We start from the raw sequence: 25532 nt of genomic DNA on the forward strand, positions 1-25532 counted from the left end.
CTGTTTGAAATTTCGGAAAGCATGAGGCGGCTATGCCATTAGAATGTCGGTGTAGGGGATCCGGGTGCGGATCGAAGCAGTTGGGAGCAATCGTGGGACGTGAGGCGAGTCAGGTGATCGACGACCTGGACCGGCGGGTGCTCCGTGCGCTCCGGGACGATCCGCGCGCCACGCTCGGGGAGATGGCCGAGGCCGTCGGCGTCTCGCGCACGACCTTCAAAGCCCGGCTCGATCGGCTCTGGGACAGCGGGATCATCATCGGGCATGAGACGCAGCTCGACCTCGCCTCGATGGGGTTCGAAGTGCAGGCCTGGGTGCAGCTCAACGTGCAGCAGGGCGAGATCGATCTGATCCGGGACTATCTCGCTCGCATGCCCCAGGTGATCGAGGCGTTCGCCACCACCGGGAGCGCGGACGTGCAGTGCCGCGTCGTCGCGCGCAGCACGCAGCACCTGCAGGAGGTGCTGCTCGCCATCTCCGAGTGCCCGGCCGTGACTCGCACCAAGAGCTCGGTGATCCTCTCGAGCCTGGTGAGCCACCGGAAGGTGCAGGCGCTCGACCTGCTCGACCTCTGAAACTCCCCTACTCCACCGCGGCCTGCACGAGGGGCAGCGTGCGCCCCTCGAAGTGGGTGCCGAGCGCGAGTCGGGAAGACACCCGCGCGACCCCGGGGGTGTGCGAGATGAGGTCGAGCACGCGCTGCAGATCCTGAGTGGAGCGGGCGACCACCGAGGTGGTCATGTCGGTATCGCCCGTGGCCGTGTGCAGATCGAGCAGTTCGGGGATCCTCGCCAGCCCCTCGGCCACCTTCTGGTGCCCCACCGACTGATGGATGAGCAGCGAGCAGAACGCGCGGATCGGGTACCCGAGGGCTGCGGGGTCGATGTGCGGCGCCATCGAGGAGATCACGCCGGAGCGGCGCAGCCGGTCGAGGCGACCCTGCGCGGTGGCTCGCGCGACCCCGAGCCGGCGGGCGCACTCGACCACCGAGATGCCCGCCTCCTCGCTGATGAGGGTGATGAGTCGTGCGTCGAGCTGGTCGATGGTCATGCATCCTCCTTGATGTGGGCAATGTGTATAGCGGATTCGGGATCCCGCTATACGTAATGAGCATACTGCCGATGAAATCCACTGCCGTTTGACCGCTCCCGGAAGGCTCTCTAGAGTGGCGCGGGTCAACTGCCCCACGAAGAGAGAGCGTCGAAGATGACCTTCCAGTACCAGGCGAGTACCGACCACCGTTTCCGTCCCGGGCTCGAGCGCATCGCCGCCTACCGGGCGGGCAAGCCCGCACCCGTCGGACCGGGCGGCCGCAGCATCAAGCTCTCGTCGAACGAGAACCCCTACCCCCCGCTGACATCGGTGACCGAACGCCTCGCCGAGGCGCTCCCCGCATCGCTCGCCCGCTATCCGAGCATCGCGGCCCCCGAGGTCACGTCGGCGCTGGCCGAGCGCTTCGAGGTCGAGCCCGACAACATCGTGCTCGGTGCGGGTTCGGTCGAGGTCGCCGCGCAGCTGATCCACGCGTTGGCCGGGCCGGGCGACGAGGTCGTGTTCGCCTGGCGGTCGTTCGAGGCCTATCCGATCCTCACGCGGGTGGCGGGGGCCGTGCCGGTGGAGGTGCCGCTCGACGCCGACGCGCGGCACGACCTCCCCGCCATGGCGGCGGCGGTCACCGAGCGCACGGGCGTCGTCTTCGTCTGCAATCCGAACAACCCGACGGGCACGGTGGTCAGCCGGGCCGAGCTCGAGGCGTTCATGGCGGCGGTGCCCGAGCGGGTGCTCGTGGTGATCGACGAGGCGTATGTGCACTTCGACCGCGATCCCGAATCTCCCAGCGGCATCGAGTTCTTCCGCCGCTACCCGAATGTGGCCGTGCTGCACACGTTCTCGAAGGCCTACGGGCTCGCGGGTCTGCGCATCGGCTACGCCATCGCCCGCCCGGAGGTCGCGGAGGCGCTGCGCAAGGTCGCGCTGCCGTTCGGGGTCTCGCGCCTGGCGCAGGAGGCGGCCGTGCTGTCGCTCGCAGCCGAGGCCGAGCTCGACGAGCGCATCGACGACCTGGTGCGGGAGCGGGCGCGGCTGTTCGAGGGGCTGCGTGCCGCGGGGCTCGAGCCGGTGCCGTCGCAGGCGAACTTCGTGTGGCTGCCAGCGGGGGAGGAGAGCATGCGGATCGCCGAGGCGCTCGAGCGGCAGGGCGTCTCCGTGCGCTGCTTCCCCGGTGAGGGAGTGCGCGTGACCGTGGGCCTGCCCGAGGAGAATGACGCCGTGCTCGGCGCACTCGCGCCCGTGAACTAGACAATATGTATAGCTGATCGCTGATCCTGCTGCCTGAAGTGTCCTATCTGTCTAGAGAAGAGTTGGCAGCTTGTAGTTCGGATTCCGGCTGAATTAGCATCACATGCAACAGCGACGGTGCTGTGCTCCAGCACCGTGTTGTCAGCTTTCGCCCGGTGCAATCCCGCCCGGGTGCTCCACCAGTTTCACTCGAGTTGAGGAACACCATGGCAATCATCCGAAACCGTCGCCTTGCGATCGCCGTCGCGGGCGTCGCCACCGCGGCCCTCGCACTGAGCGCGTGCTCGAGCACCGGCGACGAGGCCGGCGGCAACGAAGGAGGCGGTGAGAAGCTCACCGTCGGTATCAGCCAGTTCGTGCAGGCCCCGCCGCTCGACGCCGCTGTCGAGGGCTTCAAGCAGGCCTTCGCGGACGCCGGTTACGTCGAGGGCGAGACCGTCGAGTTCAAGGAGCAGAACGCGAACGGCGAGGTGCCCACCGCCACGACCATCGCGCAGACCTTCGCCGGGGACGAGCTCGATCTCGTGCTGGCCGTCGCCACCCCGTCGGCCCAGGCGGCCATGCAGAACATCGCCGACGTGCCGGTCGTCTTCACCGCCGTCACCGACCCCGTCGTCGCCGACATCGTCGAATCCGAGGACGAGCCCGGCAGCAACGTCACCGGCACGAGCGACATGAACCCCGTCGCCGAGCAGATCGCGCTCATCAAGGAGATCGACCCCGACGCGAAGAAGATCGGCACGGTCTACAGCTCGGGCGAGGTGAACTCGGAGGTGCAGGTGAAGCTGGCCCGCGAGGCCGCGAAGGACGAGGGCCTGGAACTCGTCGAGCAGACCGTCACCAACGCGGGCGAGCTCAAGCAGGCCACCGAGGCGCTCGGCGACGTCGACGCCATCTACACCCCCAGCGACAACCTGGTGGTCTCGGGCCTCGGCTCGATCGTGTCGGTCGCCGAGGAGCGAGGCATCCTGGTGGTCGGCGCCGACGCGCAGCACGTCGAGGGCGGCGCGGTCGCCACGCTCGGCATCGACTACGAGAAGCTCGGCCACCAGACCGGCGAGATGGCCGTGCGCATCCTGCAGGACGGCGAGGACCCCGCGACGATGCCCGTCGAGACGCAGAGCGAGTTCGAGCTCACCGTCAACCCCGCGGCAGCCGAGCGGCTGGGCTACGAGCTTCCGCAGGAGCTCGTCGACCGCGCCGCGAACATCGTAGAGTGATCCCATGATCGGTGCGATTGAACTCGGACTCCTGTACGGAGTCATGGCCCTCGGCGTGTACCTCACGTTCCGCGTGCTGAACTTCCCCGACCTCACCGTCGACGGCAGCCTCACCACCGGTGCCGCGGTCGCCGCCGCGCTCATCACGGCGGGGCAGAACCCGGTGCTGGCGACCCTCGCGGGCACCGCGGCCGGCGTGATCGCGGGCATCATCACGGGCCTGCTGCACACGAAGGGCAAGATCGACGGCCTGCTGGCCGGCATTCTGACGATGATCGCGCTGTGGTCGATCAACCTGCGCATCATGGGGAAGGCGAATACTCCGCTCTTGCGGGAGGACACGCTGATGACCCCGCTGCGCGACGCCGGTTGGATCGGCAAGACGTGGATCGCCGTGGCGATCTTCGCGGTGCTGGTGTTCGTGCTGAAGCTCGTGGTCGACTGGTTCCTGTCGACCGACCTGGGCCTCGCGATCCAGGCGACCGGCAACAACGAGCAGATGATCCGCAGCTTCGGCGTCAACACCGACGGCATGAAGATCCTGACGCTCGCGATCTCGAACGGCCTCGTCGCGCTCGCCGGCGCGCTCGTCGCCCAGTACCAGGGCTTCGCCGACATCAGCATGGGCATCGGCGTGATCCTGATCGGTCTCGCCTCGGTCATCCTGGGGCAGGCGGTGCTCGGCCAGCGCAACATCTTCCTGGCCAGTCTCGCGGTGCTCGTGGGTTCGATCCTCTATCGCCTCATCATCTTCTTTGCGCTGTCGGTCGGTCTCAACCCGAACGACATGCGCGCTATCACCGCGATCCTCGTGGTGCTCGCGCTGCTGCTGCCGCGCTGGGGATTCTTGAAGAAGCTGCCGTCGCTCAGGGATCGCGGCAATCGCAGACCGGGGGCGAAGGATCCGGATCCGGCGCCCGAACCCGTGGCGTCCGCGACGACCGGGGTCACCGTGCCCGAGGCGGGGAGGTAGAACGCCATGCTGAACATCGATCGCATCTCGAAGACGTTCTTCGCGGGAACCATCAACGAGCGCAAGGCGCTCGTCGATCTGAGCCTCACCCTCGACGAGGGCGACTTCGTGACCATCATCGGGTCGAACGGCGCCGGCAAGTCGACGCTGCTCAACACGGTCGCGGGCCGCTACACGGTCGACACGGGGACGCTGACCGTGGACGGCAAGCCGGTCACGAAGCTCAAGGAGTACCAGCGGGCTCGGTACGTGGGGCGCGTGTTCCAGGATCCGATGGCGGGCACCGCCCCGGATCTCACGATCGAGCAGAACCTGTCGCTCGCGCTGCAGCGGGGTAAGGCGCGGGGCCTCGGGCTGGGTGTGACGAAGGCGCGCAAGGAGCGCTTCGTGGAGGAGCTGAAGTCGCTCGAGCTCGGCCTCGAGAACCGGCTCACGGCGAAGGTCGGCCTGCTCTCGGGCGGTCAGCGCCAGGCGCTGTCGCTGCTGATGGCGGGTTTCACCCAGCCGCGGATCCTGCTGCTCGACGAGCACACGGCGGCGCTCGACCCGCAGCGCGCGGCGCTGGTCACCGACCTCACGGAGCGCATCGTTGCCCAGGGCGGGCTCACCACGCTGATGGTGACGCACAACATGGAGCAGGCGCTGAAGCTCGGCAACCGGCTGATCATGATGCACGAGGGCCGGATCGTGTTTCAGGCGACCGAGGCCGAGAAGCGGCAGCTGACCGTGCCTCTGCTGCTCGCCGAGTTCGCGAAGATCAAGGGCGCCAGCTTCGACGACCGCGCACTGCTCGCCTGACGGGGTCGCCGGGGGGCGGAGCCGGGTCGCGAACGCGATCGGGATCCTCCCCTCCCAGGCAACGTGTCGATCACGAAACCGCGCGGGGTTTGCGCGAACGGGGGCGGCGCAGTCTACGATGCTGGAATCGGCGTTCTTCCGCGCCGATCTCCCAGATCGCCGCGGCGCTGTCCCGGCGGGTAGACCTGCGAAGGATCGATACACATGCGTCAGACCTCGTTCCGCCGTGCGCTCGCCGCAGCGAGCCTCACCGCCGTCGCCGCGCTCACGCTCGGCGCCTGCTCCGGCTCGTCCGCGCCCTCCGACACCACGGGAGGCGGCGAGGGTGAGCTCGAGAAGGTGAACATCGGGATCAGCCAGCTGCTGCAGCACCCCGCGCTCGATGCGGCCACCGAGGGCTTCAAGCAGGCCTTCATCGACGCGGGATACGTCGAGGGCGAGACGGTCGAGTTCGATCTGCAGAACGCCAACGGCGAGCAGGCCACTGCCGTGTCGATCGCGCAGGGCTTCGCCTCGTCGGACGCCGACCTCGTGCTCGCGGTCGCCACCCCCGCAGCACAGGCTGCCGCTCAGGCCATCGTCGACAAGCCCGTGCTCTTCACCGCGGTCACCGACGCGGTGACCGCCGACCTCGTCGACTCGAACGCGAAGCCCGGCGGCAACGTCACCGGCACCAGCGACGCCGTGCCGAGCGACGCTCTGCAGTCGCAGTTCGAGCTCCTCAAGGAACTCGCGCCCGACGCCGCCAAGGTGGGCATCGTCTACTCCTCGGGCGAGGTCAACTCCGAGGTGCAGGTCGAGGCCGCTGAGAAGGTCGCAGCCGGTCTCGATCTCGAGATCGTGACGAAGACCGTCACCACCGCGAGCGACATCCCGCAGGCGACCGACGCGCTCGGCGACGTCGACGCCATCTACGTGCCCACCGACAACCTGGTGGTGGGCGGCATCTCGTCTCTCGTGCAGGTCGCCGAGGAGAAGCAGATCCCCGTGATCGGCGCCGAATCCGGCACCGTAGAGGGCGGCGCGATCGCCACGCTCGGCATCGACTACGTCGCGCTCGGACGCCAGACGGGCGAGATGGCGCTCCGCATCCTGCAGAAGGGTGAGGACCCCGCAGAGATGCCCGTCGAGTTCGCGACCGAACTGGCGTACGTCGTCAACCCGGGCGCCGCGGAGCGTATGGGCGTCGAGATCCCGCAGGAGATCCTCGACCAGGCGGAGACCGTCGGGGAGTAACCGCGCTCGCGCGGGCCGGCGGGGTTTGCGCGCCCGTCACCGAGGTGCGCCCGCCGGCCCGCCGCTGTAGATCTCTCGCACCGTTGCAGACCTCCGGCACCGTGCGAGAGATCTACAACGGTGCGAGAGGTCTACAGCGGCGCCGAAGGTCTGCAGCGGTGCTTCGCCGATCCCCGCGTGCGCTCCCGACGTTTGTCAGAGGTGCCCCATACAGTGGGCACATGGCAGCAGATTCTTTCGAAGTCGAGGCCGCGTGGCAGGTGGTGGCCGACCGGGCGGAGGGGCGCGTCGATGAGTGGATCGGCGCGCTGCTCGAGCGCGGTGTGGAGCATCAGCGCGGCTTCCTGCGCGAGATGCGGCGTGAGCCCGAGAGCTTCGAATTCACGCGGCGACTGCTCGAACTGCTCGCGAGCACGGAAGACGTGTTCGCTTCTGCCGCGGCGCTGCGCGAGGTCGCGCAAGAGGTGCCGCAGTCGCTGCCCGCGCGGGATCGCCTGGCCGTGCGCGCCGGGGGAGCGACCTCGCTCGGGTTCCCCTGGGCGATCCTGCCGATGGCGAGGAAGCGCTTGCGCGACCGTGTGGCAGACCTGGTGCTCGCGGCGAAGCTCCCGGTCGGCGGCGCCTCCTCCGGGCCGGCGCGCCTGAGCCGCCTCACGGAGGCGGTGCGACGCCTCGGGGAGGCGGGCGTGACGGCGGTCGTCACGCCGCTCGGGGAGGCGGTGCACGGGCCGGCCGGCGTCGAGGCCGAGGTCGCCAGGCTCGTCGCGCTCTGCGCCGTGCCGACGGTCGGGCACCTCGTGATCGATCCGGCGCGTCTCGCGCCCGGCGGCTCCGACTGGACGGCCGAAGACGACGTGTGCCGGGTCGTGCGGTCTCTTCGCCCCGTGCTCGATGCGGCGGCGGAGCACGGCACCACCGTGCACCTCGAGCCCCGAAGCGTGCGCTGGGCCCGGGTGCTGCCCGAGATCGTGGTGCGAGCCTTCGCGGATGCGGCCCTCGATCGCGTGCGTGTCGGCGTGAGGATCATGGCCGAGCTGCCTGAGTCGCGCGAGCACTACGACCGTCTCAGCAGGTGGGCTCAGCAGCGTGCCGCCGACGGCGGGGCCGCCGTCGAGGCTGTGATCGGTGTGGCGGGGGTGGCGAGCGCCGAGCGCATCGCGTCGATCGAGAGCGGGCTCGCGGTGCCCGTGCTCGAGGATCGCGAAGAGGTGACCGCTCAGCTGCTGCGCCTCATCGAACTCGCACTGCACCCGGCCAGGGCGGCCGTGCTGCGTCCCGTCGTCGCGACGGAGGATCTGTTCGTGCTGAGCGGCACCATTGAGCTGGCGGAGCACCTGGGGTCCGCCGGGCTGTTCTCGCTGCAGCTTCGCAGCGGGTTCGCTCCGGGGCTCGCTGAGGTGCTCTCCGCCGGGGGCGCGGAGGTGCGGATGTCGCTCCCCGTGGTCGCGCCCCGCGAGTTCGCCGGGGCCGTCGACATGCTGGTCGGGTTCGCCGCGGAGGCGGCCGATCCCGAGTCCGTCATCGCCCGTTTCGACGCGCTTCTGGACGAGGGGCGCGGGGCGGCCGACGCGGATCCCGATGCTTCTCCGGATCCCGCACCCTCCCCGGATCCCGACCCTGCTCCTGAGACGAGCCCCGACCGCGTCTCCGAACCTGCTTCCGGAGAAGCGCTTCCGGTGAGAGCCGTGGAGCGGGCCGCGTTCCGGGCGGCCTCTGCACGGGCCGCCGATCCTGCGCCCGCCTCCCACCGCACCCAGCTGCGCGCCCGAGAGTGGGATCCGAGCGAGCGCGACAGCGCGCTGTTCTACCGCGCGCCCGACGAGCCCGCCCGGTTCGACACGGGCGGCCTGACGGCGGCGGTGCTCGGTCTCACGCGCGGTTCGACGGGGGAGGTGCGCCTCGAATCGCTCACGCCGCCCCGCCCGATCCCGGTCGTCTCGGAGTCGGGCTTCGCAGGCGAGCCGGCCACTGACGCCAGCCTTTCCGCCAACCGTGATTGGGTGCGCGAGCTGCTCGTCCGCGACGTGCGCGAGGGTGCACGGGGATGCCAGAGCGCAGACGCCGCGGATTCTGCGGAGGCGGACACGGGAACGGGCGGCGCTGCCGCGACTTCCGGCTCCGCTGCGTCCTCGGAGCCTGCTACGCCCGCTGTATCTACTGCGGCACCCGCTGGCGCGGTCGAGCGGGCCGCCGGGCAGACCTGGAGCGGTCAGCCGGCCCGCACCCGGGCGTCGAGGCTGCGTCGCGCAGCGCTGGCCGTCGTCGCAGCGCGAGATCGGCTGCTGCAGTCGCTCGCGGTCGACACCGGCGCTCCGGCGGGGGAGCTCGACACCGAGGTGAGCGACATCGTCGACGCCGCGCGGTACTACGGGCAGCTCGCCGAGGGACTCGCCGCCGTGCGGGGCGCGACGTTCGTCTCGGAGGGACTGGCGCTGGTCGTCGCCGACGCGCGCACGCCGTTCGCGACGCAGGCCGAGGCCGTGCTCGCGGCACTCGGGGCCGGCAGCAGTGTGCTGTGGATGGTGCCGCAGCGTTTCAGACGCTCGGCCTCCGTGCTGCTCGAGGAGTGGGAGATCGGCGGCATCACGCCGGGCTCGGTGAGGATCGAGCCCGCGCCCGAGCAGGGCGGGGCGCTGGATTCCGCGGTGAGCTCCGAGATCGACCGAGCGATCGTGCTCGGCGACCGCGCCGCGGCCCGCGAGATCGCGAGGCGTCGGCCCGAGCTGCAGATCGAGGGCCGCTTCCACGCGCGGGGCAGCGTGCTCGTGGCCCCGTCGGCCGACCTCGACGGGGCAGTCGAAGACCTTGTGGCCTCGGCGTTCTACGCGGCCGGTGCTCATCCCCGCGCGGCGAGCATCGCGATCCTGCTGGGCAGTGTGGCTCGGTCGCGCAGATTCCGCGACGGCCTTGCGGATGCGGTGCGCGCGCTGCGGGTGGGCGACACGGCGCAGCCTCGGGGCGCCGACCCCCTCAGCTTCGACGTGGGCCCGCTGGCAGAGCCGCCGGGAGAAGGGGCGCTGCGGGCGTTGACCGAGCTGGAGCGGGGCGAGGAATGGCTCGTGCAGCCCCGGCAGCTCGACGATGAGGGGCTGCTGTGGAGCCCCGGTGTGCGGCTCGGAGTCTCCCCCGCCTCCTCGTTCTGGGATGACGCCCGGGGCGTGCCTGTGCTCGGGATCGCGCACGCGCACTCGTTCGAGGAGGCGCTGCGATTGCAGAACGCCGACGGCGGCGGAGCGGTGGCCGGGCTGCAGTCGAACGACGCCGACGAGATTCTGAGCTGGCTCGGGGCCGTCGAGGCCGCCTCGTTGACGATCAACCGCCCGACCGCGGTGGCGCGCATCGAGCGGCATCCCGGCGGTGTGTGGAACCGGGCGGCCATGGGCCTGCCTGCGCTGAGCGGCGGGCCCAACAGGCTGCTGCCGCTCGGCGCCTGGCAGCTGCGGGAGGGGACGCGCAGCGAAACGCTCCACCTGCGCGGGCTCGAACCCGAGGTGCGGCTGCTCATCGAGGCGGCTCAGTCGGTGCTCGCCTACGAGGAGTTCGACGAGGTGCGCCGCGCCGCGCTCGCCGACGCGCTCGCGTGGCGCACGTCGTTCGGCGTGGAGCACGACACGATCGGTCTCGGCATCGAGCGCAACGTGATCCGGTATCTGCCCGTCACAACTCAGCTGCGACTCGCGGAGGGCGGCAGCGTGGCCCTGCTGGTGCGAGTGCTTGCCGCGGCGCTGCTGGTGCGGGCGCCGATCTCGGTCTCTACCGGCGAGGTACTGCCGGCGGCCGTGACGGCGTTCCTCGAGCGGCAGGGGATCGAGGTGTCCCTCGAGCGAGACGACGACTGGGTGGAGAGGCTCGCTGTCTCAGGGCCGGTCGGCTCCGACGGAACGATCGCGGATCGAGTGCGACTCATCGGCGGTGATGCGGTGCGCGCTGCCGAGTGGATGGGCGGGCTGGATCGCGTGGCGCTGTGGGCGCAACCCGTCACGATGGCGGGACCCGTCGAACTGCTCACGCTGCTGCGCGAGCAGGCGGTCTCGGCGCGGGCTCACCGTCACGGGCTGGCGGTTCCGGTGCCCGGCCTCGACGAGCTGATCGACGAGTAGGGGCGGAGCGGGCCCCGGCGTCAGCCGATCCGCATGGGCACACGGCGTGGGCGGAACGCGGCAGCGTTTCGTAGCCGTGTGAATGCGCTGTACACGACAGCGAGAATTGAGTTCGGCGTCAGCCGATCCGCATGGGGAGATGGGGGATCCCGTCTTCGAGGAACTCGTCGCCGCACTGCACGAAGCCGAATCCGCCGTACCATTCGGCGAGGTGGGACTGGGCGTGGATCAGGATCGCGCGCCCCGCGCAGGCCTCGATCGCGGCGCGCAGCAGCGCGGCGGCGATGCCGCGACCGCGCCAGGCCGGCGCGGTGACGACGCGGCCGATGCTCATGAGCCCCGCCTCTTGAGCGTGCTCGTCCAGGATGCGCACGGTCGCCGCGACCTCGCCCTCGGTGGTTTCGGCCCAGAGCTGCTTCGATCCCGGTTCGAGGTCGCGCCCGTCGAGGTCGAGATAGACGCAGTCCTGCTCGACCACGAAGACCTCCTGCCGCAGGCGTGCGATGCGGTAGAAGGTCGTGGTCGGGACGTCATAGATGCGATCGGCGGTGCGCAGGGTGAGCTCTGGGGGGAGTGGGGGCATGCTCCGATCCTGCCATGCCTCGCCCCTGAGTCTGACGGAGGGTGAACCCCTTCGAGATACGGATCTTGCATCCTCGATCGGGATCCGGCGTGCGAGATCCGTATCTCGGCGCCTTCCAGCCTGCGCGGCCGCGCCGATTTCCGTTCGGGCTCATGAGCCGCTAAAGTGGTCTCTTGGTCGTGTTCGCGCGGCCGACGGCGGGTTACCCGAGCGGCCAAAGGGGGCTGACTGTAAATCAGCTGGCACTGCCTACGGGGGTTCGAATCCCTCACCCGCCACAGTAAAAGCCCGGTCAGATCGCAGATCTGACCGGGCTTTCGTGCGTTAGTCCCGTCAGGGGTGCCCCCTCTCGACGAGATGACGCGTGCGGCCCCGGGATCGAGGAACAGGGGCCGCACGCGTCACCTCGGCGCGTTTGCGCGAACGAGGAGCAACGAGGAGCGCCGTGTGAGCGCGTCGAGCCGCATGCAGAAGGCCCGGTCGGGAGCGGATCCCGACCGGGCCTTCCGGCGTCTCGGCGCAAGCATGCGCGAGCCGAACCGTGAACTCAGTCGCGCAGGTCGTCCTTGATGTCGTTGCGCGCCTTCGTGGCGTCGCGCTCGGCCTCCGCCTTCTTGACCTCGGCCTCGGCCTTCTTCACGTCGGCGTCGGCCTTGACCTCGTCGAGCTTGTCCTTGGCCTTGTCCACGCCGTCCTCGACCGCGCGGCTGACCTTCTTCGCCGCGGCTCCCGCGGTTTCCTTCGCGTCCTCAAGAAATCCCATGGCCGGTTCTCCCTTCAGCTAGGCCTCTACACTTTCGAATGAAGCTGTGCGCCAGATGTGCGCGGCGATCCCGCGTCGACTGGCGGCGGAGCCGCAGGCGAAGAAGCGGAGGAGACGGGCGGGGGACGAAGCCGGAATGGGCTCAGTGCGCCGGTCAGGCCGGAGCGAAACGGTGACGCAGTTCGGCGGCCCGGCGAATGTCGCCCTCGATCGCGGCCTGCTGCTCGGGGTTCATCGAACCGTTCTTCTTGGCGTCATCGAGTTTCTCGAGGCCGGCCTGCACTTCGGCGTCCAGTCCGTCCACAACGAGCTTCTGAATGCTTTCGGGAAGCCGCTCAAAATATGAGGTGTCCATAGCTATTACCGTACAACGAAGTGCCGCTGAGCGCTGCAGCAAGGTGCGTCGGAGGGCCGCGGAACCCGCCCGGAGGAGCGCTCGACGCTACACTCGATCGTATGAGTGACCTCGTCGTCTCCCTGTCCTTCGAAGATCCGCTGCGGGAGCATCTGCGTTCTGAGCCGGGCCTCGAGCTGGTGGATTGGGATCTCAAAACTCCTGCTCCGCGTCGATATTTCGACATCGTCGTGCCGCCGTACTGGGGAGGCGCCGAGTGTCTCGCCGCGCTTGCCGACGTCGAGACCCGGCTGGTGCAGTGGCAGTCGATCGGGTACGACGGGGTGCCGCAGTATCTGCCGGGAGGGATTCCGTTCGCGAACGCGGCTTCCGTGCACGAGACCTCCACGGCCGAGCTGGCCGTGACGCTCGCGCTGGCGTCGCAGCGGGGCATCCCCGGGTTCGTGCGGTCGGGCGATGCCGGTCGGTGGGATCCGGTCGGTCTGCCGAGCCTGGCCGATCGGCGCGTGCTGCTCGTCGGCTACGGCGGGGTGTCGAAGGCGGTCGAGGCGCGCCTATCGGGGTTCGAGGTGAGCCTCACGCGTCTGGCCCGATCGGCGCGTCACGAGCGCAACCTCGCGGGTGAGACGGTCGAAGTGCACGGCTTCGAGGATCTGCATCGATGCCTCGCCGAGGCCGAGGTGGTGATCCTCGCGGTGCCGTCCACCGCGGAGACGCGCGGATTGATCGATGCGGCGGCACTCGCGGCGATGCCGGATGACGTCCTCCTCGTGAACGTGGCACGCGGCCCGGTGGTCGACACGGATGCGCTCGTGGCCGAACTGCAGCGGGGCCGACTGCGCGCAGCTCTCGACGTGACCGATCCCGAGCCGCTCCCCGAGGATCATCCGCTGTGGAAGTGCCCCGGCACCCTCATCACTCCCCACGTGGGCGGGGATTCGAGCGCGATGCAGCCCCGTATCGCGGCCCTGCTGGATCGTCAGATCGCGCATCTGCAGGCGGGGGAGTCTCCGGAGAATCTCGTCGACCTGCACTGAGCGGCACCGTGGGCGGTGACGCCCGGAGCATGCGGATGCTGAGGGCGTAGGATGGACGGATGTGCCGGGCCTTGCCCGCACCGTCCCAAGATCCCCGCTTGCCCCTTGGAGTGATTACAGAATATGGCTGAGCAGTCCCGCCTCGATAAGGTCATCGCCCTCGCCCGCCACCGCGGCTTCGTCTTCCAGGCGGGAGAGATCTACGGCGGTTCGCGTTCCGCGTGGGACTACGGCCCCCTCGGCACCGCGCTGAAGGAGAACATCAAGCGCCAGTGGTGGAAGACCATGGTGCAGAAGCGCGATGACGTCGTGGGCATTGACTCGAGCGTCATCCTGCCGAAGCAGGTGTGGGAGGCCTCGGGTCACGTCGAGGTGTTCAGCGATCCGCTCGTCGAGTGCCTGAGCTGTCACAAGCGTCAGCGCGAGGACCACCTCATCGAGGCGTTCGAGGAGAAGAAGGGCCGCGCCCCCGAGGGCGGCCTGGCCGAGATCGTCTGCACCAACTGCGGCACCCGCGGTCAGTGGACCGAGCCGCGCGCTTTCTCGGGCCTGCTGAAGACCTACCTCGGCCCCGTCGACGACGAGTCGGGCCTGCACTACCTGCGCCCCGAGACCGCTCAGGGCATCTTCGTGAACTTCGCGAACGTGCTACAGGCCGCGCGCATGAAGCCCCCGTTCGGCATCGGTCAGATCGGCAAGAGCTTCCGCAACGAGATCACGCCGGGTAACTTCATCTTCCGCACCCGCGAGTTCGAGCAGATGGAGATGGAGTTCTTCGTCGAGCCGGGCACCGACGAGGAGTGGCAGGAGTACTGGATGAACGAGCGCATGCGCTGGTACACCGACCTGGGCATCTCCGCCGACAACCTGCGCTTCTACGAGCATCCTCAGGAGAAGCTGTCGCACTACTCGAAGCGCACCGCCGACATCGAGTACCGCTTCGGCTTCCAGGGCAGCGAGTGGGGTGAGCTCGAGGGCATCGCGAACCGCACCGATTTCGACCTGTCGACGCACTCGAAGCACTCGGGCAAGGACCTCAACTTCTTCGACCAGACGAAGAACGAGCGGTACACGCCCTACGTGATCGAGCCGGCCGCGGGTCTCACGCGCTCGCTCATGGCGTTCCTCGTCGACGCGTACCGCGAGGAGGAGGTGCCGAACGCGAAGGGCGGAACCGACAAGCGCACGCTGCTCGCGCTCGACCCGCGCCTCGCGCCCGTGAAGGCCGCGGTGCTGCCGCTCAGCCGCAATGAGAAGCTTTCGCCGCTCGCGCGCGAGATCGCTGCGGACCTGCGCGACGACTGGAACATCGACTTCGACGATTCGGGCGCGATCGGCCGTCGTTACCGCCGTCAGGATGAGATCGGCACGCCGTTCTGCGTCACCGTCGATTTCGATTCGCTCGACGACAACGCGGTGACGGTGCGCGAGCGCGACACCATGCAGCAGGAGCGCGTGCCGCTCTCCGAGCTGCACGGCTACCTCGCCGCGCGTCTGAGGGGCGCGTGAGCCGACGACGAAGCGGAGCTTCGGCGTGCTCACGCGGCGCTGCACACGGCAGCGCTGGTGCGAGACCCTGGGAGTGCGGTGCCGCTACAGCCCAGCGCGGTAGCGCTGGCACGAAATGCCGAAAACGCTGGCGCGTTTTCGCTGAGCATTCCGTGCCCACGGAGCGAAGCGAGGGGTGGCGTGAATCAAAACCGAAGCGAAGCTTCGGTTTATTCACGCGGCGCTGCACACTGCAGTGCTGTGACCCCGGTGCGCGGCGCTGCATACGGCAGCGCTCTTGTGTGACCCCGGTGCGCGGTGCTGCACACGGCACCGTTGGTGCGAGACCCTGGGAGTGCGGTGCCGCTACAGCCCAGCGCGGCAGCGCTGGTGTGCGGCTCTGTGCGCGGCGAGAGCCTCTCGTCGCGGTCGGGAGGCAGGATCACCGGCTCTCCTGAGAATGTCAGAGGTATGGGGAAGGATTCTGTAGCAACAGGATCCTGCCCCGAACTGCGCCCCGCGAATCCGAGGCGAGAGTAATAAGGAGACCCCGATGACCGTCCCTGAGCATCCCGAGCAGCCGCCCGCTGCGCCCCAGCCCGCGGCTGCGCCCCAGCCCGCGGCTGCGCCGCAGCAGTGGGCGTGGGCCTCGCCTGCGCCGGTCATGCAGACGGTCGAGACGGAGCCTCTGGAGTACCACCGCCTGCTGCGGGGCGTAGCGAACTACCGGTGGTGGAAGCCGCTGCTGCTCCTGCTGCTCTCGGGCGCTTACTTCGGTGTCTTCACTGTGATCCTCGCGTTCGTGTTCGCACCGCTGCTGCTGATGGGCGACCCCGACTACCTGAACGATCTGGCCTCGGGTAACGCGGAGTTGCTGGACACGCAGAGGCCGCTGTCGGTGCTGATGGGCATGCTGTCGATCATCGTGATGCTGCCCTCGGTGATCCTGGCGATGCTTTCGCTGGGCATGCGGCCGGTGGGGCGGATCTGGTCGGTCGCCGGGCGGATGCGCTGGGGGATGCTGCTCCGGTTGAGCGGTGCGGCGGTGCTGGCGTTGATCGCGATGACCCTGGTGGGTATGGTCGCGGATCTCGGTCTGCTCGCGCTCACGGATCCCGGGGCGCTGTCCGAGCCGCCGGTTGCTCAGGATCGGGAGTTCAGCGTGAACGCGGCGCTCATCTCGCTCGTGCTCGTCATCGTGCTGGTGCCTCTTCAAGCCGCGACCGAGGAGGTCGTGTTCCGGGGCCTGTTCATGCAGGTGCTGGGATCCTGGCTGCGCAGTCCGTGGTTCGGCATCCTGATCCCCTCGCTCGCATTCGCCATGGCGCATATATACGACTTCTGGGGGCTCGCCTCGGTGGGGCTGCTCGGCGTCGTCGCGGCGTGGCTGACCTGGCGCACCGGCGGTCTGGAAGCCGCGATCGCCATTCACATCGTCAATAATTTCGTCGGCTTCGGCTTCATGGTCGCAGGTGTCGGCGGTGAGACGGCTCAGACCGCCGACGGAGGGAGCGCGGGCGGCCTCGTCGGCCAGGTCGTCGGGCTCGGCGTGTTCGTCTGGCTGACGCTCAAGATCTTCCGTCGAGGCGGATACGGGCGCACGCGCATCGATCTGGTGCAGGTCGCCGTGCCATCCGCGCCGCAGTCGACGAGTCCGACAATCGAGGAGCAGCAGCGTGATTGATGTCTACGTGATCGGCAAGGGGCTGCCTGAACTGGCCGCCGCACTCGAACTCGCCGAGGTCGGCCTCTCGGTGCGCGTCGGTGACTGGAGCCTGGAGGGCTCCGATCCGACTGTCGCGCGAACTCATGCAGAGCGTGCCGGCGGATACTCCACCGCGTTGCCGGATCCGGAAGGAGCGCTGCGGGAGTTCCTGGCCCATGCCGCCGCTCCCGTTGCAGAGGGCGGCTTGCCGCACGACGAGCTGCGACCTCGGACCGTGTCTCCGAGCCCGGTGCTGCTGCGGAGCACGAAGGGTGATTGGGCCCCGCAGCCGATGCCGGCAGCGATGGGAGTGCCCGCGGTGCCGATCTCGTCGCAGGCGATCGCGCTCCTGGGCGGCCGCGCCGCCGCTCGCGCCTATCTCGATCGAGTGAAGCCCGTGCTCACGATCGGCAAAGCCCACTCTTTCGGTGAGCTGGTGCGCGGCCGTCTGGGGGAGATCGTCGTGGAGCGACTGGTCGACCCGTTCGTGCGCGAGCGGTTCGGGGTGGCGGCCGACGATGTCGAGGTGGCGGTGGCGGTTCCTGGTCTCAACGAGGCGCTGACGAGGGCCGGTTCCCTATCGGGCGCCGTGCTCGCAAACGCCGACCGCGATGTTGCACGTGAAACCGGCGTGGTCCCCGCGGGCGGCTGGCCAGCGGGTCTTGATGAGCTGGAGCGGCGGCTGGGCCTGTACAGCGCGGAGACATCGGAGGCTCCCGTGGTCGCGGTGCAGCGCAGCGGTGAGGAGCTCTGGATCGTGGAGGAGGCGGGCGGCGCGTTCTTCGAGGTCCGATCCATCATTGCCGGGATCGGGGCCTCGTCGACCCGAGAGGCACTCTCCATTCTCGAGCCGGCCGCTGGCGCTGCCGACACCGCCGACACCGACACCGCCGACACCGACCCCGCCGCCGCTGGCGCCGACGCGGCGCGCGGCGCTGCCGCCACCGCCGATGTGGCCGGCGCCGCTCGCGCCGCGGCGGCGACCGACGCGCAGCCGTACTTCTTGCGCGAGCTGTTTCCGCAGCGGTGGCGGATCGAGGCGAATGCGGCTGTCGTGGCCGAGACCGATGCTTCCATCGGGGAGATCGCCGGCGGCGCTGCGCTGTGCACCGTCCAGTTGGCTGACGGGGCCCATTGGGCCGTGCGGATCGAGCCCGTCGGAGACGGAGCCTTCGCGGCCCGTCTCAGCGGGCCGGTGTTCGACATGAGCCCCGACCTCGGCGGCGCGCCGAGCGAGGCGCAGCTGACGCGAACCGTCGCCGAGGCTCTCGCAGCGGTCCGGCTGCGGCCGGCCGGGGAGATCGGCGCGGTTCTGCGTGCGGCGCCGTATGCCTCGATCGACGAGCGAGACGCCGCCGAGACCCGGGTGGCCACTGCTCGTGAGCAGGCGCACGGGTGGTTGGTAGTGGGGGAGGCCCTGCACGGCGGTGCCGTCGCGAGCGCGGTGGCTGACGCGAGAACGCAGGCGGTGCGACTGCGCCGTCGACTGGCCGGCATCGCGGATTGAACATCGAAGCGCGCAAATCTTACAGAAATCGCGAGTCCATGACTACCGCGGCATTCGAAACGACATGCATCTCTCCGCGGCAGGTAGGCTAGCTGCAGGCTATTAGAACGCCAACGGCGGGGAGGCAGTGATGAAGGGCAAGATCGCATTCGTTCTCGGCGCGGCAGTCGGCTATGTGCTGGGCAGTCGGGCCGGCCGTGAGCGTTATGAGCAGATCAAGAACGGCGCGCAGACGCTCTGGCACACAGCCCCTGTGCAGCGCGGTGTCGGTGCGGTGCGCGACGTCGCGCAGACCCGCGTCGATGATCTCAAGGCGTCCGCTGTCCGGGCGGGCAAGAACGCGATGGCGGCGTTCCTGCACGACGACGGCGCCGACAAGAGCGCGGGCGGCACCGCACGGAGGGGCGCATCCTCCGGCACGGCCAAGCCCGCGTCAGGCAGCGGCTCGCGGAGCGAAAGCGCGAGCTCCACGACCGCAAAGCAGAGCAGCGGTTCCTCTTCCGCGAAGCAGGGGGATTCGAATGCTGCCTCGAATGCCGGCGGTGACGCATGAGCCGTAGGAAAGATCAGGCCGGCACTTTCGAGCTGCTGACGCGTCTGCCGCAGCAGATCGTCTCGCTCGCGAAGATCGAGTACGAGAACGCCAAGCGTGAGATCGTCTCGAAGGCGAAGAAGGCTGGTATCGGAGCCGGCGCGATCGTCATCGCGCTCTTCTTCCTGTTCTTCATGCTCGAAGCACTCGTGATCGCGGCGATCGCCGCTCTGGCGCTCGTCTGGCCGTGGTGGCTCGCCGCGCTCGTCGTGGCGGCAGCGCTGCTCGTGCTCGCCGCCCTTGCGATCCTCGCGGGTATCGCGCTCATCAAGCGCGGCAACCCCGTGCCCGAGGAGACCCTGGAGCGCGTCGGAGACGACATCTCGGCGATCGGAGAGGTGCGGATCAATGCCGAGACCCCGACATCGCGCCCCTCGGGTTCGCAGATGCCGCGCGTCGGCGAGGAAGGGAACTGGCGATGAACGTGCACGAGAAGCAGCGGGGTGTGGCCGAGGCGGCGCAGGCGCGCGCAGAACTCTACGAGACGCTCGCGCTCCTGAAGGACCGCCTCAACTACGCTCAGCGCGTCGACGATGCCATCGACGATTTCAAGCACCGTGCGGCCGAGCAGAAGCGGCGCAACCCGCTCGCCTTCGCGGCCGGCGTGGCCGGCGCCGCCGCCATCGTCGGTCTGGGCGTCTGGACCGTGACCAGTGCTGTGATCAAGCGTTTCCAGTAGCATCTGCGGGCTCGGATCGCAGGTCACATTTGAGTTTCGTTCCTCGGGCCGTCGGGCCTCGTTTTGCTTCCTGAGTAAACGCGGAGTAAGAATAGGACAGATGGTTTTCCATCGCCGCCATACTGAGGGTTTGTTCGCAACTGATCGTATGGCTTTTGTATTGGTGTCGAGTGAGTGGGGTGTATGTCGGTAGAGGCGAAACCGCTCAGCGGCCTGCGGGTGCTCGTCCCGAGGGGCGGGACCTGGGGAGACCTTGTCTCAAAGGCGCTGCGTGAGCAGGGAGCCCACACGGTGATCGCGCCGCTCGTCGACTTCGCTCACACGCGTGAAGAAGAGAAGCTGGTCCAAGCGCTCAAGACCCTCGAAGAGGGCGGCTTCGACTGGATGACGGCCACCAGCTCAACAGTGGCCGACGTGCTGCAGCACCACAACGCGGTGATCCCCCCGGAGACCAAGATCGCGGTCGTCGGCGAGGCCACCGCCGTCGCCTTCCGCGACGCGGGCTACCACATCACGCGTACGCCCCAGCGCGAGAACAGTACCCACGCGCTGCTCGAGGAGTGGTCGGAGATCGATACCGACGAGGTGCTCCGAGTGCTCACGCTTCGCTCCGATGTCGCTATCCCGGTGCTCACCCAGGGGCTCATCGAACGCGGTCACGATGTCACGCAGGTGCTCGCCTTCCGCACGGTCGGGGTACCGGCCTCGGTGCACATCCGCGAGGACATCGAATCCGGGCGCATCAACGCGATACTCGTGGCTTCGGCCAGGATCGCCGAAGAGGTCGCCGCCCAGTTCCCCGAGATTCCGAAGAGCACCATCGTGCCCTGCGTGGGCGTGAACACCATCGAGACCGCAGCGGCCCTCGGTCTGCCGTCGGAGGCCGATGATCCGTCGCATCCGCTCTACGAGAAGAAGCGCGCTCTGATCGAAAGCGTCGAGTCGGTGATCGAGCAGAGCGACATGCTCGACTGAACGAGTCGAACCGCTGAAAGACTGAACGGCGGAGGCGGTTCTCCCATCGGAGAACCGCCTCCGCCGTTGTCTCGGGCGACGGCCTCAGTCGCGCACGATCACGATCTCCTCGAGATCGAAACGGGTGCGGGGAGCGAGTTCGCGCTCGCGCAGCACCTCAGACAGCTGCTCGGGAGTGCCGATCGCGCCGATCGCGGTGATCGAGACCGGCACCAGGCGCTCGTCGAGGTCGAACGCGGTGCGGATCGCCTCTCGGTCGAAGCCGCCCATCTGGTGCGTGTAGTAGCCGTCGGCGTGCGCCTGCACCGTGAAGTGGGCGACCGCCTGGCCGAGATCGTACTCGGCCCAGGGGCGGGGCTTGCCCTCGGCGTCGGCTGTCTCGGCGATGTTGACGACGAGCGCCGCGGCCTTGACCGCCCATTCGCGGTTGAAACCGACGAGTGTGCTCTCGATGCGGGCGTAGGTCTCGCTGCCGCGACGGGCGACGATGAAGCGCCACGGCTGCGTGTTGTTCGCGCTCGGCGCCCAGCGAGCCGCCTCGAACACGCTGCGCAGTGCACCCTCGGGGAAGGCGTGCTCGGCATCGAAGGCGCGGGGGCTCCAACGCCCGGCGAGGGCGTCGAGAACGGGGGCGGTGGTCTGGGCGATGCGCGAACTCAAGTGAGGCTCCTTTACGGGGTGATACGGCGGAGCCTCGGCGAAGACCCCGCATTCCGCCTCACCACAACGCGCGTTCCTCGACCTTTATTCCGTACCGCGAGCCGCGTTCTCCGCTGCCGTACCCGGGTGCGGATTCCGCATGAGGATCGCGGGCGTCGCGGGCGGGGGCGCGGCGGGTGTCCCAGGCGTCGCGGGGTTGCGGGATCGCGGGATCCGGGATCGCCTCAAGAACCGAGCAGCCAGGCGACGAGCGCGATCACGGGCAGCGACGCGAACGTCGTGAGGAACACGGTGTCGCGGGTCGCGGTCTCGGCGCGTCGATAGGTGGCGGCGTAGTTGTAGACGTTCTGCGCGGTCGGCAGCGCGGCGATCGTGGTCGCGACGAACACCTCGTGCGGGTCGAGCCCGAAGGCCGTTGCCAGCAGCCAGGCGACGAGCGGCATGAGCAGCACCTTCAGCCCGCTGGCGGCGAACACCGCTGCCCGGCCCGTGCCCGGCTGCAGTGCGCGCTGCCCGCGCAGCGAGATCCCGAAGCTCAGCAGCACCATCGGGATGGCGGCGGCCCCCAGCATGTCGAGCGGCGCCATGATCAGCTGCGGGATCGACCAGCCCAGGAGCGCTACCACGAGGCCCGCGATCGATCCGATGATGATGGGGTTCGAGATCGCGCGCCCCAGGGCGACCAGGAACCCGCGCTGGTTGCCGCGCGTGCTCTCGAGGATGGCGAGGACCGCCGGTGCGAACACCACGAGCTGCACCAGGAGCAGCGGGGCCACGTAGGCGGCATCACCGAGGATGTAGACGGCCACCGGCAGCCCGAGGTTGTTCGAGTTGACGTAGCCCGAGCACGTCGCGCCGAGCGTGGTGCTCGCCAGATCCCGCTTGAACCAGAGGCGCGACGCGGTGACGAAGACAGCGGCCACGATGATCGCGGCCGCGCTCGTCACCAGGATCACGGGCGAGAGCATCACCGACGGGTCGCTCTGGCTCAGCACCGTGAACAGCAGCGCCGGGGTGGCGACGTAGAACGCCACGTTGTTGAGCACGCGCCGCTGATCCCCCTCGACCACGCGGAAGAGAGCGGTCAGATACCCGGCTCCGATCACCCCGAGGATCAGCGCGAAGCCCTGCAGCACCCCCAGCATCTAGTGGCCCCGGAACGCCTCGGCCAGCCACCACGCGCCCCCGTCGGAGGCGATGCGGGCGTCGAGCACGAGCGGACTCGTCGGACCCGACTCGAGCCATCGGCGCACGGCTTCGAGATCGCCGGCCTCCCGCACCGTCGCACCCTGCGCGCCGAAACCGCGGGCGATGCTCGCGATGTCGACGCTGGGAAAGGTGACGGCGCCCAGATCCGGGGCGACGAAGTCCGGGTCGTCGCTCACTCCGAAGTGGTGGACCTCGGCTCCGTACGCGTCGTCGTTGTAGACCACGACGAGCAGGGGCAGCTCGAGCCGCACCGCGGTCTCGAGCTCGGCGATGCCCATGAGCAGCCCGCCGTCGCCCGTGCCGAGCACCGGCAGCCGGTCGGGCCGCGCGAGTGCCGCGCCGATCGCGGTGGAGAGGCCCAGCCCGATCGACTGGAAGGCCTGAGTGAAGCAGAAGCCGAACTCGTCGGGCACGTCGAGGTAGGCCGAGGGGTAGCCCATGAAGTTGCCCGAGTCGACCGAGACGATGCGCTCGGCCGGGAGCAGGCGGTTCAGCTCCCGACTGAGCACGCGCGGGTCGATGCGGGTCTCGGCGGCGCTGTTCTCGGCGGCGCCTCTCGCGGGGCCGCCGAGGTCGGGCGGATCGAGCGGCACATCGCTCCATCGGCTCTCGGCCGCGATGCGAGCTGCGACCTCGGGGGTGCGGTAGCGGGGTTCGGGATCGTGACCGAACCGCGTGAGCTCCTCGAGCACCGCGGTGGCGGTGGACGCCGCGTCGCCCAGCACGCCGAGGTCGATCGGACGCTGCGCCCCGAGTGCCGACGCCTCGAGGTCGATCTGCGCGACCCGGGTATCCGGGCCGATCAGGCGCCCGTGCCGCATGGTCCACATGTTGAGCGCGCACCCCGCACCGATGATGAGGTCGGCCCGCGAGATCAGCTCGGCGGAGAGAGGCGACGAGAAGCCTCCCGAGATGCCCAGGTCGAACGGGTCGCCCGCGAACAGCCCCTTCGCCACAGCCGACGTGGCGAGCAGCGCGCCGGCCGCCGAGGCGAGCGCCCGCAGTTCGGGGCCGGCCCCGCGCGCGCCGCGCCCGGCGACGATGACCGGCCGCTCCGAGGTGGAGATCAGCCGGGCGAGCGCCGTCACGGCGTCGGCGTCGGCCCGCGGAGGTACGGGTCTCGGCGGCGGGGCGAGCGTGTCGAGGGCGCGCAGCGCATCGGCGGGCGCCGGCTGCGCCTGCACGTCGAGGGGCAGGTTCAGCACCACGGTGCGCCGTTCGTCGCGCGCCGCGCGGAAGGCCCGCACCACGTCGACGAGTGCGCTCGCCGCCGAGTGCACCCGGTGCGAGTCAGCGAGCACCGAGCGCGCGAGCCCCGGCTGATCCATCGAGAAGTTCGAACCGACCGAGGCCCCCGAGGCCTCGGCCGCCAGCACGATCACGGGGGTGCGGCTCTTCGCGGCCTCGCCGATCCCGGTCGCCGCATTGGTGAGGCCGCAGCCCTGATGCACGGAGACCAGCGCGACCGTGCCCGACATGCGCGCGAACGCGTCGGCCATGGTGGCCGCGCCGCCCTCGTGCCTCGTGGCGGTGAACGGCACACCCGCCTCCCGCAGCGCGTTGGTCACCGCGAAGTTGCCGGAACCGACCACTCCGAAGCAGTGTCCCGCGCCCAGTCGGGCGAGCGCCCGGCCGACGAGGTCGGCGACGGTGAGACGTGAGGGCGAGAGATCGGCGCCGGCGGGCTCGGGCGCTGCCGCGTCGGATCCCGCCGCGTCGGATGCCGCCGGGTCGGGCGCATCCGGCTCCGGTGCTGCGGGCCGCATCAAGCCTCCACGAGGGCGTACACGCGGGCGGGGCTGCCCGTGCCGCCCACGATGGGCAGCGGCGCGACCACGATCGCCGCGCCCTTCGGCGGCAGCAGCGACAGGTTCTGCAGCGAGGTGATGCCGTACTTGTCGGCGCCGAGCAGGTGGTAGTGCACGGGGAACGGCGGATCGAGCTCGGCGCCGCGACCCGCGTCGATGCCGACGGTCTCGACGCCGACCCCCGAGATCTCGGGGCGCTCGGCCAGCCACGCGGCGCACTCGGCCGTGAATCCCGGCGTGTGAGAGCCCGTTTCGTCGGCGTTCAGGAACGCCTCCTGCGAATCGGAGAAGCGATCCCACCCCGTGCGCAGCAGCAGCCAGGTGCCGCGCTCGAACGCGCCGTGCTCGGCCTCCCACGCCTCGATGTGGTGCACGTCGAGCAGGAAGTCGTTGTCGGCCTGCGCCTCGGCCGAGAAGTCGAGCACGGCGGCGGGCCCGAAGAGGCGGGCGGGAGGGATCTCGGAGACGTCGTGCCCGTCGCGGCCGCTGATCCAGTGGATCGGCGCGTCGATGTGGGTGCCGATGTGCTCACCGGTGTGGATGTTCGCGTGCTTCCAGAACGGGCCGGGTTCGTCGTACGCGCTCACCGTCTCGAGCGAGAAGTCGATGAGGTTCGCGAAGGGCTCGGGCAGGCGCAGCGTGGGCGTCGAGGCCTGCAGCTTGTTCGTGAGATCGACCACTCGTAGTGATCCCGAGCCGATGGCGCCGAGCAGTTCTGGAATAAGGGACATGGATCCTCCTCGTCGAGCGTGCGCTCCCAGCGTATCGTTGCGCGGCGGCGCGGAGCGGGAGTCGCGGCCGCGCAGCACCGGGCCCGCTACTCCGATTCGGCGCTCGCCGCCGCGCGGAGGCCCGAGACGAGCGCGCGGAGGCCGAACTCGAAGGCGGCGGTCGCGGGAGACTGTCCCTGCTCGGCGGAGTGCCGGCGCGCGGCCCGCTCCGCGGCCTCGAGCGTCGGAGCGTGTGAGGCGCCGTCGGACGGCCGGAGGTTGTCGTCGGGGGCGAGCGCGTCGAGCGCCGAGCCGATGATGAAGGATTCGACGGCGACGATGGCGGGCACGATGCGGTGCTCGGGATAGCCGTCCCGGCGGAACGCCTGGGCGATGCGGTCGTAGTCGGCGATCGACTCGGGCTCGCCGTCGACCGGCAGCGTCGCGAGCGCGGCGATGATGCCGGGGTGCCTGCCGAGGGTTTCCCGGTAGCTCCGCGCCCAGGGCAGGATCGCCTCGTGCCAGGGGAGGTCGCCGAAGCCGGGGTCGCCGACGCGGAGCGTGAGCTGCCCGCGCATGCCCGCGACGAGGTCGTCCTTGTTCGAGAAGTAGTGATGGAGGGCCGACGGGCGCACGCCGAGGGCGCGCGCGAGGGCCGCGAGGGTGAAGTCGCCTCCGCGCTCATCGGCGAGCGCGAACGCGGCCTCGAGGATCCGGTCGCGCGAGAGGATCGCGGCGCGCGGGCGGCCGGCCGGGCGTCGTGCGTCGGGTTCGGGGGACATGGGCCTTCCGGTGAGGTGTTGCGACCGTAATTGAATGCGCGTAAATTAACACTG

24 protein-coding genes and 1 tRNA gene are annotated in these 25532 nt (G+C 69.5%); 16 read left to right on the forward strand and 9 right to left on the reverse strand.

Annotated elements, in window-relative coordinates:
* The first annotated feature begins 113 nt into the window (after positions 1-113).
* Entirely contained in the window at positions 114-575 is a 462-nt protein-coding gene (locus tag KVY00_RS10010) for an Lrp/AsnC family transcriptional regulator (protein ID WP_223042825.1), read from the forward strand.
* Positions 576-582: 7 nt separating this feature from the next.
* Here KVY00_RS10010 and KVY00_RS10015 read toward each other — a convergent pair whose 3' ends face one another.
* Positions 583-1050 (reverse strand): Lrp/AsnC family transcriptional regulator, encoded by a 468-nt coding sequence (locus KVY00_RS10015; RefSeq protein ID WP_223042826.1) that lies wholly within the window; start codon positions 1048-1050, stop codon positions 583-585.
* Between the two features lie 156 nt (positions 1051-1206).
* Here KVY00_RS10015 and hisC point away from each other — a divergent pair, with 156 nt between their 5' ends.
* From hisC to KVY00_RS10045, 6 genes are all read left to right on the forward strand, one after another.
* A complete protein-coding gene (gene hisC / locus KVY00_RS10020) occupies positions 1207-2298 on the forward strand; it encodes a histidinol-phosphate transaminase (protein ID WP_223042827.1) in 1092 nt (363 codons plus the stop codon).
* A 206-nt stretch (positions 2299-2504) separates the two neighbouring features.
* Complete coding sequence (locus KVY00_RS10025) at positions 2505-3518, forward strand: ABC transporter substrate-binding protein (protein ID WP_223042828.1); 1014 nt, start codon at positions 2505-2507, stop codon at positions 3516-3518.
* 4 nt (positions 3519-3522) lie between these two features.
* On the forward strand, positions 3523-4491 hold the full coding sequence (locus KVY00_RS10030) for an ABC transporter permease (RefSeq protein ID WP_223042829.1): 969 nt from the start codon (positions 3523-3525) through the stop codon (positions 4489-4491).
* A gap of 6 nt (positions 4492-4497) precedes the next feature.
* A complete protein-coding gene (locus KVY00_RS10035) occupies positions 4498-5289 on the forward strand; it encodes an ABC transporter ATP-binding protein (protein ID WP_223042830.1) in 792 nt (263 codons plus the stop codon).
* 204 nt (positions 5290-5493) lie between these two features.
* Positions 5494-6525, forward strand: a complete 1032-nt coding sequence (locus tag KVY00_RS10040) for an ABC transporter substrate-binding protein (RefSeq protein WP_223042831.1) — start codon at positions 5494-5496, stop codon at positions 6523-6525.
* Positions 6526-6746: 221 nt separating this feature from the next.
* Positions 6747-10625 (forward strand): aldehyde dehydrogenase family protein, encoded by a 3879-nt coding sequence (locus tag KVY00_RS10045; RefSeq protein ID WP_255572589.1) that lies wholly within the window; start codon positions 6747-6749, stop codon positions 10623-10625.
* 118 nt (positions 10626-10743) lie between these two features.
* Here the strand turns inward: KVY00_RS10045 and KVY00_RS10050 are convergent, their stop codons facing one another.
* Positions 10744-11208 carry a GNAT family N-acetyltransferase gene (locus tag KVY00_RS10050; protein ID WP_223042832.1) on the reverse strand — a complete coding sequence of 155 codons (465 nt, stop codon included), beginning with the start codon at positions 11206-11208 and terminating at the stop codon, positions 10744-10746.
* 196 nt (positions 11209-11404) lie between these two features.
* Between KVY00_RS10050 and KVY00_RS10055 the strand changes: the two genes are divergently transcribed.
* Positions 11405-11486 (forward strand) — tRNA-Tyr (locus KVY00_RS10055).
* Positions 11487-11755: 269 nt separating this feature from the next.
* Here the strand turns inward: KVY00_RS10055 and KVY00_RS10060 are convergent.
* A complete protein-coding gene (locus KVY00_RS10060) occupies positions 11756-11971 on the reverse strand; it encodes a hypothetical protein (protein ID WP_223042833.1) in 216 nt (71 codons plus the stop codon).
* Positions 11972-12125: 154 nt separating this feature from the next.
* Positions 12126-12275: a hypothetical protein gene (locus tag KVY00_RS10065; protein ID WP_255572590.1), complete on the reverse strand. Its 150-nt coding sequence runs from the start codon at positions 12273-12275 to the stop codon at positions 12126-12128.
* A 152-nt stretch (positions 12276-12427) separates the two neighbouring features.
* On the opposite strand from KVY00_RS10065, the gene KVY00_RS10070 reads away from it, so the two are divergent.
* The 8 genes from KVY00_RS10070 to KVY00_RS10105 all read left to right on the forward strand — a co-directional run bounded on the left by KVY00_RS10070 (position 12428) and on the right by KVY00_RS10105 (position 20309).
* The gene (locus KVY00_RS10070) at positions 12428-13363 is read left to right on the forward strand and encodes a 2-hydroxyacid dehydrogenase (protein ID WP_223042835.1); all 936 of its coding nucleotides are present in this window, start codon (positions 12428-12430) and stop codon (positions 13361-13363) included.
* A 123-nt stretch (positions 13364-13486) separates the two neighbouring features.
* Positions 13487-14872, forward strand: a complete 1386-nt coding sequence (locus KVY00_RS10075; protein WP_223042836.1) for a glycine--tRNA ligase — start codon at positions 13487-13489, stop codon at positions 14870-14872.
* A 532-nt stretch (positions 14873-15404) separates the two neighbouring features.
* A complete protein-coding gene (locus KVY00_RS10080; RefSeq protein WP_223042837.1) occupies positions 15405-16535 on the forward strand; it encodes a CPBP family intramembrane glutamic endopeptidase in 1131 nt (376 codons plus the stop codon).
* Positions 16528-18063 carry a hypothetical protein gene (locus tag KVY00_RS10085; RefSeq protein ID WP_223042838.1) on the forward strand — a complete coding sequence of 512 codons (1536 nt, stop codon included), beginning with the start codon at positions 16528-16530 and terminating at the stop codon, positions 18061-18063. Before KVY00_RS10080 ends, KVY00_RS10085 begins: the two co-directional genes overlap by 8 nt.
* A 130-nt stretch (positions 18064-18193) precedes the next feature.
* The gene (locus KVY00_RS10090; protein ID WP_223042839.1) at positions 18194-18616 is read left to right on the forward strand and encodes a YtxH domain-containing protein; all 423 of its coding nucleotides are present in this window, start codon (positions 18194-18196) and stop codon (positions 18614-18616) included.
* Positions 18613-19077 (forward strand): phage holin family protein, encoded by a 465-nt coding sequence (locus KVY00_RS10095; RefSeq protein WP_223042840.1) that lies wholly within the window; start codon positions 18613-18615, stop codon positions 19075-19077. The genes KVY00_RS10090 and KVY00_RS10095 overlap by 4 nt, the downstream gene beginning before the upstream one ends.
* Positions 19074-19334 (forward strand): DUF3618 domain-containing protein, encoded by a 261-nt coding sequence (locus tag KVY00_RS10100; protein ID WP_223042841.1) that lies wholly within the window; start codon positions 19074-19076, stop codon positions 19332-19334. Before KVY00_RS10095 ends, KVY00_RS10100 begins: the two co-directional genes overlap by 4 nt.
* 183 nt (positions 19335-19517) lie before the next feature.
* On the forward strand, positions 19518-20309 hold the full coding sequence (locus KVY00_RS10105; RefSeq protein ID WP_223042842.1) for a uroporphyrinogen-III synthase: 792 nt from the start codon (positions 19518-19520) through the stop codon (positions 20307-20309).
* 84 nt (positions 20310-20393) lie between these two features.
* Here KVY00_RS10105 and KVY00_RS10110 read toward each other — a convergent pair whose 3' ends face one another.
* The 5 genes from KVY00_RS10110 to KVY00_RS10130 form a co-directional block, all read right to left on the reverse strand.
* Positions 20394-20969, reverse strand: a complete 576-nt coding sequence (locus KVY00_RS10110; RefSeq protein WP_223042843.1) for a nitroreductase family protein — start codon at positions 20967-20969, stop codon at positions 20394-20396.
* A 224-nt stretch (positions 20970-21193) separates the two neighbouring features.
* The gene (locus KVY00_RS10115) at positions 21194-22114 is read right to left on the reverse strand and encodes an AEC family transporter (protein WP_223042844.1); all 921 of its coding nucleotides are present in this window, start codon (positions 22112-22114) and stop codon (positions 21194-21196) included.
* Complete coding sequence (locus tag KVY00_RS10120; RefSeq protein ID WP_223042845.1) at positions 22115-23944, reverse strand: thiamine pyrophosphate-binding protein; 1830 nt, start codon at positions 23942-23944, stop codon at positions 22115-22117.
* Positions 23944-24717 (reverse strand): cyclase family protein, encoded by a 774-nt coding sequence (locus KVY00_RS10125; protein WP_223042846.1) that lies wholly within the window; start codon positions 24715-24717, stop codon positions 23944-23946. Before KVY00_RS10125 ends, KVY00_RS10120 begins: the two co-directional genes overlap by 1 nt.
* Before the next feature lie 86 nt (positions 24718-24803).
* A complete protein-coding gene (locus KVY00_RS10130) occupies positions 24804-25478 on the reverse strand; it encodes a TetR/AcrR family transcriptional regulator (protein ID WP_223042847.1) in 675 nt (224 codons plus the stop codon).
* Positions 25479-25532 lie beyond the last annotated feature (54 nt).

This window comes from Leucobacter tenebrionis (assembly GCF_019884725.1).
GTDB lineage: Bacteria > Actinomycetota > Actinomycetes > Actinomycetales > Microbacteriaceae > Leucobacter > Leucobacter tenebrionis.